This is a genomic window from Bacillus sp. FJAT-27916 (assembly GCF_001183965.1).
In the GTDB taxonomy this organism is placed as follows: Bacteria; Bacillota; Bacilli; order Bacillales; family Pradoshiaceae; genus Pradoshia.
In genome coordinates this window covers 3,055,038-3,067,252 of sequence record NZ_LFZV01000001.1, presented here as the reverse complement: position 1 = coordinate 3,067,252, position 12,215 = coordinate 3,055,038, and the positions used below count along the sequence as shown (strand labels likewise).

Below are 12,215 nucleotides of genomic sequence, written 5' to 3'. Positions count from 1 at the left end.
AGGTCGGTATGAAACCTTGCGTCATCAACTTGATTGAACCGCCGTATACGGGACCGTACGTACGGTGGTCTGAGAGGTCGGGGGTTAGTCGCCCCCTCCTACTCGATTTGAATGCTGTTTTCCAGGGAATCAAGCAGATCTTGCATTTGATGAAGCTGCGCTTGTTCAGCAATGGTGGAATTGGCAAAAGCTGAGGAAAGTTCATTCCTTGCCTTTGCAATCAATTCCGGCTGGCTTCCATTGCTGTTATAGGCTAGTTCAACGGCTTTCTTTGCACGACCAAATAATTCATTCCGCATAATTAAAGCCCCGCAAAGGTATTCTGATTTTTGGATTCAGCTTCTGCCATCGTTAAACGATACGGAAACTTCTCGCTATGCTTAGCGACGGCATCCTTCCCTTGCTGGACAAAGCGTTTGGATTTATTTCTTTTTCCCATGAGAAATACCTCCTGCATTCAATGTTTGACAGAGGACAATTCCTCCGTCCTTTACTATCATGTCCAGGAAGAATTTTTGTTAGTCATGCACTTTTAATATTGAATTTATCTTCAAGGAATACAGCAATTCCGTCTTCCTCATTCGTTAAGGTAATATGGTTAGCGACTGATTTCAATTGTTCAATCCCATTGCCCATAGCCACACCAGTTCCTACATAATCAATCATTTCCAGGTCATTATCTTCATCGCCAAAAGCAATGATGCGTTGCTTTGGAATGCCTAAATCCTTGGCTACCTTGTCGATGCCGACAGCTTTACTTAATCCGTTCCTGACAATCTCAATGACATGCCATGGATCAGCCCAGCGTCTGTGGTCAATGACTTCTGCGTGAACATCAGATAGATGCTTGCGGATTTGTTTGACATCCTCCTCCTCTGTGTGTATTAGCATGGATGTTGGCGAATCCTGCAGGAAGCGGCGGAGGTCACCAGTTGTGACGCTTGGATTGCCCATCTTGAAGACATCAAGTAATTTCTCGTCATGATAATGGAAATAAACATCGTCCTTCACTTCAGCTATAATATTGAAGTAACGGTAGTGATCCAATGCTTCAACAATGTCCTTTGCTACCTTAATATCCAGTGGCGTATGGTGCATTCCCCATGACTTGGATAGGGGATGGTGGACAAATGCCCCGTTAAAGTTCACGATAGGAGTCGTCATGCCAACCTCGCGGTAGTATGGTTCACTTGAGCGGAACGGTCTTCCGGTTGCAATCATGACTTCATGGCCGTTGTTCTTTAAGGTTTGGAGCACGTTTTTGGTTCTTGGTGAAATCGTTTTATCATCTTTTAAGAGTGTGCCGTCTAAATCCAGCACAATTAAATGTTTTTCTGACATATGGCTCTCCTTTGAATCATCTGAATTTTTAAGGGTATATCATTACCATCATGTGTAATATCTTATATAATCATATCAAGTATAGCCGAATAATGGTATTTATTGATTTGTAAAATATATGTAAAGAGGTGGAGAAGCACAATGATTCAAATAGAGAAAGTAACGGTAGAAGATGTTCCAATGCTGATCATCGGCAAGCAGGATTTGAAGAATATCCCGCTGCCAGGGTTTATTTTTCTGCATGGATTCATGAGCGCGAAAGAGCATAATCTTCATTATGCTTATCTCCTTGCTGAGCGTGGGTTCAGAGTGTTTCTTCCAGATGCGATTATGCATGGGGAAAGAGGGGGAGACTATTCAGAAGAGGTGATGTCTAAATCTTTCTGGAAGATTATTCTATCGTCTATTAAAGAATTACCGAAAATTAAGCACTATATAACGGAGTATGGTTATGTGATTCATGATCGAATTGCGCTTGGAGGAACATCTATGGGGGCAATCACAACCTTTGGGGCTCTTACACAATATGAGTGGATTAAGGCAGCTGTCAGCATGATGGGGACTCCTGCTTACCAAGATTTTACCCATGGGATGCTGAAACAAGGGCTAGAAGGAATCAGCGAGGCGGAGGTTAAGGAAACCTTGGATGCTTTAACCAAATATGATTTATCCTTGCAGCCTGAAAAGCTGAATGGAAGACCGTTATTTATTTGGCACGGCGAGAAGGACCCGGTTGTCCCGATAGCTGGCATACGCACCTTCCTCGAAAGTCAGGCTCGGCATTTTAAGGATGAGCAGGTTACATATGTGACAGATGAGCAAGCAGGCCATGCGGTTACAAGAAAAGGCTTGCTTGAGGCTGTAAACTGGATTGAAGAAAAGGTCATATAAGGTTCAAAAAATAGCCACTGAACATGAATTTTGGTAGGATTAGGACAAAGAGGTGCAAGGAAAGGAGCTAAAATTAATGGATCAAGATATGAAAGATAGCATTATGGGTGCTTTAGAGGATGTATTAGACCCTGAATTGGGAATTGATATAGTAAATCTTGGACTTGTGTATGATGTTGATATGGATGAGGAAGGCAATACGACTGTCACGATGACTTTGACGGCGATGGGCTGTCCGCTTGCTGGCACAATTGTCGATCAAGTGAAATATGCATTGAAGGATCTTCCTGAAGTGAAGGACGTGGATGTGAATATTGTATGGACTCCCGCCTGGACTAAGGACCGGATGTCCCGTTATGCGAAAATTGCTCTTGGCATTCAGTAAGAGCATATCCCTTATAAAATGATTTTCACCTTTTTGGGAATGATAGTATATAAAGAGTTTGTCTCTTTGAATATTGTCCAGCCAGGGAGGAAAAATCATGAACAATTATCAAATTGCAAAGCTAAATGATCATCAAGTGCAGAAATTGAATGAATATCAAAAGCAATTCAGCGAGGAACTGGGAAAGGATATTATCCTGATTGCTCATAATGATGACCATAATGAAAAGTAACTGTCCAGAGAGCCGGTGGGATGACCATCCGGCTCTTTTTAATGATACGAAATGGAATGGACTTAACGGATTCCCTCTGGCATAAAGGATAGGAAGAGGATTAGTCACATTAGAAAAAGGGTATGTATCATAAATTAAGGGATTCAAATATATGACTCTATTGGTAATTGTTATACATAATTAAGGTATAAGGTAGGATGTAGGAGAGCTCGCAATGAATAGGGGGGAGACAAATGAATAATGAACAAATAACAGATATGCTTGACAGACCTCTCAGGGACTTAAGGATTTCGGTCATTGACCGATGCAATTTGAGGTGCCAATACTGCATGCCTGCTGATCAGGAGTATACCTTCCTTCCAAAGGGAGAGCTCTTAACATTTGAAGAAATAGAACGAACAGCCTCTGTTTTTGCTGAGCTCGGGGTAAAGAAGATTCGCTTGACTGGAGGAGAGCCGCTTCTTAGAAGAGATTTACCTGTACTGGTAAATATGCTGTCCAGTATCAAAGGGATAGAGGATATTGCTTTGACGACGAATGGAATCCTGCTTCCAAAGCAGGCGAAAGCCCTTAAGGAAGCGGGGGTTAACAGGGTCAATATTAGTTTGGACAGTATAAATGAATCTTTATTTAAGCTGATAAATGGAAGAGGAATAGGGACAAAACCTGTTGTAGATGGGATTCGGGCTGCTAAGGAGGCCGGCTTTGAGACGAAGGTGAACATGGTTGTCAAAAAAGGAATGAATGATGACCAGATTATCCCGATGGCAGAATTTTGCAGAGAAGAGGGTGTGCAGCTTCGTTACATAGAATTCATGGATGTCGGCACGACTAATGACTGGAAGATGGATGAGGTTATTACGAAGAAGGATATCTTTGTCCTATTGAATGAGCGGTTTGAACTTGAGCCGCTAGACCCGGATTACTTTGGTGAAGTAGCGAAGAAATACCGTTATAAGGATACGAATACCCTAGTTGGATTTATTACCTCCGTTTCAGAATCATTCTGCGGCAGTTGCACGAGGGCAAGATTATCAGCAAATGGTCATGTATATACATGCTTATTCAGTGAGGCTGGCCATGATATAAGAGACCTGCTGCGCAGTTCGAGTGAGAATGAACTTTTACGCGAACGAATTGTATCGATTTGGAACCATCGTCATGACCGTTATTCTGACCAGAGAACCGAAGCTGCATCTAAGCTGCGAAAGAAAATTGAAATGTCCTATATTGGCGGATGAAAAAAAGCACCCATTTTCCTGGGTGCTCATCTTCATGTGAGGCTTGCTAGTTTCTTCGTCAGCTGTTTGCTCCAGGAGGCTGATAATGCCTCCTCGTTTAAAAGCCGCTTAATTTGTTCAGAAGGGGTATCATCTCCATACATAATGGTGTTTGCTGAAGCAACAGTAATCCCGCCTTTGCCCCTTTCTTTAAGAATGGCGCTGTCACCTGCTTGAAGGCTGCCTTCTTTCAATACGCGGAAATAATAACCGGAATAGCCTGTCTGCCTAATCCACACAGGCAGCTGAACGAGATTGTGCCTTGCAGCGATTTTATAGCAAGGTTCCCGCGGCTGGGATACTTGCAGAATGCATTCCCCGATAGAGAGAATATCACCAATCATGATTGAATCCTCTCTGAGACCGCTGACTGTTAAATTTTCTCCAAAGGAGCCAAAAGGGAAGGCTTGGCCAATCTTTTCGGTAAAAAATGCATAGTTTTCCGCTGCATATGCACAAACGGCTTTATCTGGGCCGCCATGATGCTTCGTATCGGCTTGAATGTCGCCATCTAGGTTCGTGAGGGTGACATAAATCGGTTCTGTGACTGCCTCTTTAAAGATGGCTGATTGTACGATCTTGCTGCGGTAGGGCAATGGTTTGGGCGTACCAATGCGCACGCTTTCGATATGGCCTTCTAGCATGATGAATCCCGCCTTTCATGTATAAGATTGATTATAGCAGGATATTGTAAATTTCAAAATATTGGTTGATAGATAGAATGAAAATGAGGTGGAAAGAAAGATGGAGATGAGGAAACCGATACCGGTAGGGGAAGCTGTTCAAAGAGTTATGGAGCATGCGCTGATTGGACAGGATGAATTACTGCCTATACATACTTGCTTTAATGAAACACTCGCACAAGATATAACCGCAACTCATGATGTACCTTATTTTGATCGCTCTCCATATGACGGGTTTGCTATACGTTCGAGGGATACACTTCATGCATCAAGGGATTTCCCGGTTGAATTTGAAGTGATCGAAGAGATTGGTGCTGGTATGGTTGCGACAAGAAAGCTTGAGGATAACCAAGCTGTCAGAATCATGACAGGCGCTCAAATGCCGGCAGAGGCAGACGCTGTTATCATGCTTGAGCTCGTTCGTGAAATAAAACGGGACGGCAGGAACTTCATCCAGATCAAGCGTAAGGTGAAAGAGGGAGAGAATGTATCGTTTAAGGGGGAGGATGCGAGGAAGGGAGAGTTGCTCGTAAAGAAGGGAACAAAGTTGAACCCGGGAATTAAGGCGGTTTTAGCGACATTTGGCTATACGAAGGTCCCCGTGGCGAAGAAGCCTGTTATCGGTCTTTTTGCAACGGGAACGGAGCTGCTTGATGTGGGTGAGGAACTGCAGCCAGGAAAGATACGAAACAGCAATTCCTATATGCTGGCTGACCAGATTAAGAGAGCTGGAGGGGATGTGAAATTTTTCGGTATCTTGCCTGACGATCTTGAAGGGAGCTATTCGGCTATAAGTGATGCTTTGGATAAAGTGGATCTGCTGATTACGACTGGCGGGGTTTCGGTTGGTGATTATGATTATATGCCCGATATTTATCATCGCCTTGGGGCGCGTGTTCTGTTTAATAAGGTTGCCATGAGGCCGGGCAGCGTGACAACTGTTGCAGCCATGGGAGGGAAAATCCTCTTCGGCTTATCCGGGAATCCCTCAGCAAGCTATGTTGGTTTTGAATTATTTGTCAGGCCAATCATCCGCACAATGCTCCACTCACCAAATCCCCACCTTAAGAGAGTGAGCGCTGTACTCGGTGAGGATTTCACAAAGGCAAACCCCTTTACCCGCTTTGTCAGGAGTCGTACTTATTACGAGGATGGCCGGCTTTGTGTCGTTCCGAGTGGAAAGGATAAGTCCAATATGGTGATGAGCTTAGTTACTGCCAATTCTTTTGCCATTCTCCCCGGCGGGACAAGAGGGTATCAAAAGGGGGAAGAGGTGGATATTCTCTTGCTTGAGGATGAAGAAGGGAGTGCATGGCCTTGGTAGCACCTGTTTGGCAAGTGGTCGGCTATCAAAATAGCGGTAAAACGACATTTATTCTTTCAATGATTGCTTATTTAAAAGAAAAAGGAATAGAGACAGCCGTGCTTAAGCATCATGGCCATGGTGGTAAGCCTGATTCAACTGCATGGAAGGATTCCGATAAGCACTTCCATGCAGGAGCGGCAGCAGCACTAGTGGAAGGAGAAGGATTCATCCATCTGCAAGGTCGGATGGATGAGGAATCCTTTTTGCATAAAAATCTAGCCTTATTAATGGTCTTTAATCCGGAAATTATTATCTTAGAGGGATATAAGAAGGCACCGTACCCTAAGATTGTGCTGATTCGTGAGGAAGAGGGTCTGTCTTTATTAGAGGAATTAACGAATTGTCAGGCAGTACTTCTTTGGCCTGAAGTAAACAAGAACCATGAATGGATTCCCTTTGACGTGGCAGTCTTTTCATTAGAGGAGAATATGCAGATCTTCGAATGGTTGATGGGAAAAATGAAATTAAATCACGAAAGGATATGAGCGTTACCGCCCGAAAGAACTGGGCGGTGCGCTTTTTTATTTATGTTCCTGATGATTTATTTTTAGGAGATACATAGGGATGGAAAAGGGAATAAATGTATAAAATGATATTTCGCAGTTTGTTAGAAAGGATAAACGAATTGCGTGTATGAATCTGATTGTTTGGAATATGAATTGTTCAAAAAATCTTAGGGGGATTATTCTGTTTAAAATATTATAAAAATACATTTGATTTTATAATTATACATAACTATAATAAATAGATATTACTGAATTTTAAAAAATTGTTAAGAGGTGGAATATAAATGAATGTCTCTGTTGTTGGTGCGACTGGCTATAGCGGAATGGAATTGATTCGGCTTTTGGCAAATCATCCTTCCTTTTCTTTATCAGGTGTATATTCCTCTTCGACAGCCGGTTCAAGGCTAGACTCAGAGAACAAGCAATTGCACGGCTTAACACAGCTAATAATGAAGGTGTACGATGCCGATGAGATTGCAAATACAAGCGATCTCGTATTCTTGGCTTTGCCAAGCGGAATTGCAAAGAAATTGGTACCTGGATTATATGAGAAAAATCTGAAGATCATTGACTTGTCGGGGGATTTAAGACTAAAGGGACAAGGTGAATATGAGAAATGGTATAAACAGCCGGCTGCTAAAGCGGAATATGTGCAGGAAGCTGTTTATGGATTGTCAGAGTGGAACCGACAGGAAATCGCAAATGCCAGGCTGATCGCTAATCCAGGCTGCTATTCAACCGCTTCCCTTCTAGCACTTGCACCCCTGGCAGCCAATGGATTGATTGAATCGAGCGACATCATTATCGATGCTAAGTCAGGTATATCAGGGGCAGGGAAAAAGAGTACGGATACGACTCATTATGCTCAGACAAATGAGAACCTATCGATATATAAAGTCCATAAACATCAGCATATCCCAGAAATTGAACAGCAACTGAGGCATTGGGATGCTTCCCTTGAACCGGTCATGTTTACGACTCATCTTGTCCCGATGACAAGAGGAATCATGGCAACCATACATGCAAAGGTAAAAAAGGGTGTGACAGCAAGCAAAATTGAAAGGACTCTAGTGGATCACTATGGAGACGAACCTTTCATTCGGCTGAGAGGGGATAATCAATTCCCATCAACCAAGGAAGTGTATGGCACGAACTACTGTGATATCGGCTTTCGAATGGATGAAAGGACTGGCAGAGTCACACTTGTATCTGTGATTGACAATCTTGTTAAAGGGGCTGCGGGTCAAGCGGTCCATAATGCAAATATCATGATGGGACTTGAGGAGACTGAGGGTCTGCGCTTAGTTCCAGTGTTCCCGTAAAGAGAATGATGGAGAGGAAGGTATGTATGAATGCAGAGGTGAAGGAGTTAATGAAAGCAATCGACGGCGGTATCTTGGCACCGAAGGGATTTTGGGCAGAAGGAATTCATGCTGGGCTTCGCTATTCACACAATGATTTAGGAATTCTTTATTCAGAGAGGCCGGCACAGGCAGCAGCGGTATATACATTGAACTCTTATCAGGCAGCGCCAATCCATGTTACGAAGGAGAGCATTGCAAAAAACGGTACCCTGCAAGCATTGGTTGTGAACAGTGCCTGTGCAAATGCATGTACTGGAGAACGCGGATTAAAGGACGCCGAAACGATGCGGGCAGCAGTTGCTGATAAGTTCGGCTTAACCCCCTATGATGTAGCTGTCGCATCAACGGGAGTGATTGGTCAATTCCTCGAGATTGAGAAGATTACAGCCGGTATTAAAGAGATTGAACTCACAAAGGAATCGTCCGGCGGGGAAGGTTTTGAAAAGGCAATCTTGACGACAGATACTTGTACGAAAAAGTGTGCGTTTGAAGCCGTTATCGATGGAGTGACTGTTTCCATGGGAGGGGCGGCTAAAGGCTCTGGTATGATTCATCCCAATATGGCAACAATGCTTGGGTTTGTGACCACGGATGCTAAGGTTGAGCAGAAATCACTTGAACGTGCGTTAAGGAAGGTGACCGATATCTCCTTTAACCAGATTACCGTTGACGGAGATACCTCCACAAATGACATGGTTCTAGTTATGGCTAACGGTGCCGCCGGAAATGAGCTGTTGAATGAAAACCATCCTGATTGGCTTATCTTTATGACCTTGCTGAAGGAGACATGTGAATGTCTCGCAAAGAAAATAGCTCGTGATGGAGAGGGTGCGACGAAATTAGTGGAGGTTCATGTGACTGGTGCAGAAACTGACCTAGAAGCAAAGACCATCGCCAAGACAGTGATTGCTTCTAATCTCGTTAAGACGGCCGTTTATGGTGCAGATGCAAACTGGGGAAGGATTGTTGGTGCAATGGGACGCAGCAATATCCCGTTTAATCAGGAAAGGGTTAGTATTTCCTTTGGTCCTGTTGAAGTCTTTCATCACGGTACTCCGGTCATTTTTGATGAGGAAAAGGCGCGTGATTATTTGCTTGGAGATGAAGTGCAGATTCTCATCCAATTGGCGGATGGACTTGGTGCAGGCAAGGCATGGGGCTGCGACTTGACCTATGATTATGTCAAAATCAATGCCAGCTATCGAACGTAGGGGAGACGGGCAGATGAAAACCATAGTAATTAAATGCGGCGGCAGCATCATTGGCCGCTTATCAGATCAATTCTTTGACAGTTTGGCTGAATTGCGAAGTGAAGGATATTCATTCGTGTTTGTTCACGGCGGAGGACCAGACATTAATGAGATGTTGGATAGGTTTGAAGTTCCTGTTCAATTTGAGAATGGTCTCAGGAAGACAACGAAGGAGACGCTGGAAATTGCCGAGCTGGTTCTAGCCGGCAAAACGAACCGGCAGTTAGTGCATATGCTTCAATCTCATGGTTTTAAAGCGGTTGGCTTAAATGGTTCGGATGGTGCGATTCTGGAGGCAGAGCATATTGATCAAGCGGCACTTGGAGAAGTTGGAAAAATCCGAAAAGTCGATACCACCCTGCTTGATGTTCTTTTGGCTAAAGAGGTGTATCCAGTTCTGACACCGATTTCCCTTAATCAAGACGGGGGGAAACTGAATGTAAATGCGGATACTGCTGCAGGAGCTGTTGCTGCGGCGCTCCATGCAGAGCTGTGTATATTTATTACAGATGTAGCCGGGATAAGAAATGGTCCCAGCACGATTGACCATATAACGGAGGCGGAGATTCATCAATTAATTGATACAGGCACGATTTATGGGGGCATGATTCCCAAGGTGAACGCCGCCATACAGGCGAAGCAAGAAGGAGCCTCAACCATTCTCATAACGAGTGGAGTATCCCGTTTCTTTTCGAATAAAGAGTGGAAGGGTACGTTTCTTGGGGCCTAAAGAAAGGGTGGAAAGCATTGTCATCATTACTTCCGGTATATAAAAAATGGGGAATTACCCCGGTTAAGGCCAAAGGGACTTGGCTTTCAGCAGAGGATGGAAAGGACTATCTGGATTTCACCTCGGGTATTGGAGTAGTCAATCTCGGTCATGGTCATGAGGAGGTCATGATGGAGGTTCAAGCACAGCTAGCGCGCTTTTGGCATACCTCCAATCTATTTCAGCTTCCTATTCAAGAGGAAACTGCGTCCCTATTGGCTCAGTTGAGCGGACTTGACAAGGTATTCTTCTGCAACAGTGGTACAGAAGCAAATGAGGCAGCACTGAAGCTTGCTAGAAGAGCAACAGGGAAAACAACTATAATCACGTGCAGCCAATCCTTTCATGGAAGAACATTTGGAGCGATGGCAGCGACTGGACAGAGTTCCATTCATAGTGGGTTTGGCCCCGTGCTAGAAGGGTTCAGCTATCTTCCATTTAATGATTTGGAGGCTTTCGAACAGGAGATAGATGAAGAAACAGCTGCAGTCATGGTAGAGGTAATTCAGGGAGAAGGCGGTGTTATTCCTGGAACAGAAGTATTTCTGTCAGGGTTGACCGAAATTTGCCAAAAGAACAATGCCCTCTTGATCATTGATGAGGTGCAAACGGGGAATGGACGGACCGGTTATCCATTTGCTTATTTGAAATATCCGAATGTGAAGCCTGATATCATCACGACGGCAAAGGGTCTTGGCAATGGACTGCCAATTGGCGCTGTTATCGCAAAGGCTGAACTAGAGGAGGCATTCTCACCGGGAGTTCATGGTTCAACCTTCGGGGGTAACCCCATATCTCTTGCTGCGAGCAAGGCTGTTCTCACAAAAATGAACGATGAAACCTTCCTGCAAGAGGTGAGAGAGAAATCAGCCTGGTTTATGGATAAATTGAAGGAGCTCGCTGAGCGTTCGCCGGCAATTAAAGAGGTTCGGGGAGAAGGCTTTATGATTGGTCTTGAGATGTATCATGAATCTGCTCCCTATATAATGAGCCTGCAGGAACAGCAATTATTAGTACTGACTGCTGGAGCAAATGTTGTGAGGCTGCTTCCGCCTTTGACCGTGACTAGGGAAGAATTATCAATCGCTTTAGAGAAAATAGAAGAAGTATGCGGGCTTAAAGTCTCTAACTAGAAATTCATGAATGGAAGCATAATTGGGAGAGGGGAAATGCAGGTTGAGAATTATGTATGGAATCAAACCAATCGTAAATCAGAAGGATTTTTTGGAAATGGGAGAGCTGACATGTGAACAGCTAGCAGACCTGCTGGACCTTGCGGAGGAATTGAAGGCCCGCATGCAGGCTGGATATTCCGATCTTCCTCTTAAAGGGAAGATACTCGGCATGATTTTTGAGAAGAACTCTACAAGAACACGGGTTTCTTTTGAAACCGGCATGCTTCAGCTTGGCGGAAGCGCTATTTTCTTAAGTGGTCATGATACACAGCTCGGACGGGGAGAGCCGATAAGTGATACTGCTCAAGTGTTATCAGAGTATGTAGATGGATTAATGATTCGAACACATGAACATGAGCGGGCCCAAGCTTTAGCTGAATTTGCAACTGTCCCTGTTATTAATGGATTGACCGATTTGGAGCATCCATGCCAAGCATTGGCAGATTTATTGACAATTAAGGAAATGAAGGGTGTGCTTTCCGGGGTAAAACTGGCTTATATTGGTGACGGGAATAATGTAGCGAACTCCTTGCTGGTTGCTGGTGCACTGGCCGGTATGCATATTGTCTGTGCGACTCCGCCTGGTTATGAGCCAGACGAGGAAGTGGTAGATAAGGCAAAAAGAGCGGCGAAAGGTACGGGAGCGAAAGTAGAGGTTATGCAAGACCCATATGAAGCTGCTCAAAATGCAGACGTGATTTATTGTGATGTCTGGACGAGCATGGGGCAGGAATTAGAAAATGAAAAAAGGCTGAAGGATTTCGCAGCCTACCAAGTCAATGAAGAGCTGACTGCTTGTGCGAAAGAGGATTATCTGTTTATGCATTGCCTGCCGGCCCATCGTGGTGAAGAGGTAACAGCCGCTATCATTGATTCAGGGCATTCTGTAGTTATGAAGCAGGCTGGCAACCGTCTGCATGCACAAAAAGCCTTGCTTGTTGATTTAATGGCAACGCCAAGGCAGGCATGAATA

Annotated in this window: 15 protein-coding genes; 11 read left to right on the top strand and 4 right to left on the bottom strand. The window is 44.2% G+C overall.

What is annotated here, in order from left to right; genetic code table 11:
* Positions 1–98 precede the first annotated feature (98 nt).
* From AC622_RS15015 to AC622_RS15005, 3 genes are all read right to left on the bottom strand, one after another.
* A complete protein-coding gene (locus tag AC622_RS15015) occupies positions 99–299 on the bottom strand; it encodes a DUF3813 domain-containing protein (protein WP_049671803.1) in 201 nt (66 codons plus the stop codon).
* Positions 300–301: 2 nt separating this feature from the next.
* A complete protein-coding gene (locus AC622_RS15010; RefSeq protein WP_049671802.1) occupies positions 302–439 on the bottom strand; it encodes a hypothetical protein in 138 nt (45 codons plus the stop codon).
* A gap of 83 nt (positions 440–522) precedes the next feature.
* Positions 523–1,341, bottom strand: coding sequence for a Cof-type HAD-IIB family hydrolase (locus AC622_RS15005; protein WP_049671801.1), 819 nt, complete (start codon positions 1,339–1,341; stop codon positions 523–525).
* Between the two features lie 141 nt (positions 1,342–1,482).
* On the opposite strand from AC622_RS15005, the gene AC622_RS15000 reads away from it, so the two are divergent.
* The 4 genes from AC622_RS15000 (at position 1,483) to moaA (ending at position 4,090) form a co-directional block, all read left to right on the top strand.
* Positions 1,483–2,232 carry a prolyl oligopeptidase family serine peptidase gene (locus tag AC622_RS15000; RefSeq protein ID WP_049671800.1) on the top strand — a complete coding sequence of 250 codons (750 nt, stop codon included), beginning with the start codon at positions 1,483–1,485 and terminating at the stop codon, positions 2,230–2,232.
* Positions 2,233–2,308: 76 nt separating this feature from the next.
* Positions 2,309–2,617: a metal-sulfur cluster assembly factor gene (locus AC622_RS14995; protein ID WP_049671799.1), complete on the top strand. Its 309-nt coding sequence runs from the start codon at positions 2,309–2,311 to the stop codon at positions 2,615–2,617.
* Between the two features lie 97 nt (positions 2,618–2,714).
* Positions 2,715–2,849 (top strand): hypothetical protein, encoded by a 135-nt coding sequence (locus tag AC622_RS21575; RefSeq protein WP_269431793.1) that lies wholly within the window; start codon positions 2,715–2,717, stop codon positions 2,847–2,849.
* Between the two features lie 233 nt (positions 2,850–3,082).
* The gene (gene moaA, locus AC622_RS14990; RefSeq protein ID WP_049671798.1) at positions 3,083–4,090 is read left to right on the top strand and encodes a GTP 3',8-cyclase MoaA; all 1,008 of its coding nucleotides are present in this window, start codon (positions 3,083–3,085) and stop codon (positions 4,088–4,090) included.
* 32 nt (positions 4,091–4,122) lie between these two features.
* On the opposite strand, the gene AC622_RS14985 is transcribed toward moaA, so the two are convergent.
* Positions 4,123–4,773, bottom strand: a complete 651-nt coding sequence (locus AC622_RS14985; RefSeq protein ID WP_049671797.1) for an MOSC domain-containing protein — start codon at positions 4,771–4,773, stop codon at positions 4,123–4,125.
* A 100-nt stretch (positions 4,774–4,873) separates the two neighbouring features.
* On the opposite strand from AC622_RS14985, the gene AC622_RS14980 reads away from it, so the two are divergent.
* The 7 genes from AC622_RS14980 to argF all read left to right on the top strand — a co-directional run bounded on the left by AC622_RS14980 (position 4,874) and on the right by argF (position 12,212).
* On the top strand, positions 4,874–6,136 hold the full coding sequence (locus AC622_RS14980) for a molybdopterin molybdotransferase MoeA (RefSeq protein WP_049671796.1): 1,263 nt from the start codon (positions 4,874–4,876) through the stop codon (positions 6,134–6,136).
* The gene (gene mobB, locus AC622_RS14975) at positions 6,124–6,663 is read left to right on the top strand and encodes a molybdopterin-guanine dinucleotide biosynthesis protein B (RefSeq protein ID WP_049671795.1); all 540 of its coding nucleotides are present in this window, start codon (positions 6,124–6,126) and stop codon (positions 6,661–6,663) included. The genes AC622_RS14980 and mobB overlap by 13 nt, the downstream gene beginning before the upstream one ends.
* A 305-nt stretch (positions 6,664–6,968) precedes the next feature.
* Positions 6,969–8,006, top strand: a complete 1,038-nt coding sequence (gene argC / locus AC622_RS14970; protein ID WP_049671794.1) for an N-acetyl-gamma-glutamyl-phosphate reductase — start codon at positions 6,969–6,971, stop codon at positions 8,004–8,006.
* 26 nt (positions 8,007–8,032) lie between these two features.
* Entirely contained in the window at positions 8,033–9,259 is a 1,227-nt protein-coding gene (argJ, locus tag AC622_RS14965) for a bifunctional ornithine acetyltransferase/N-acetylglutamate synthase (protein WP_049671793.1), read from the top strand.
* A 13-nt stretch (positions 9,260–9,272) separates the two neighbouring features.
* Positions 9,273–10,028 (top strand): acetylglutamate kinase, encoded by a 756-nt coding sequence (gene argB, locus AC622_RS14960; RefSeq protein WP_049671792.1) that lies wholly within the window; start codon positions 9,273–9,275, stop codon positions 10,026–10,028.
* Between the two features lie 17 nt (positions 10,029–10,045).
* Positions 10,046–11,200, top strand: a complete 1,155-nt coding sequence (locus AC622_RS14955; RefSeq protein ID WP_049671791.1) for an acetylornithine transaminase — start codon at positions 10,046–10,048, stop codon at positions 11,198–11,200.
* A gap of 52 nt (positions 11,201–11,252) precedes the next feature.
* Complete coding sequence (gene argF / locus AC622_RS14950; RefSeq protein ID WP_049673000.1) at positions 11,253–12,212, top strand: ornithine carbamoyltransferase; 960 nt, start codon at positions 11,253–11,255, stop codon at positions 12,210–12,212.
* Positions 12,213–12,215 lie beyond the last annotated feature (3 nt).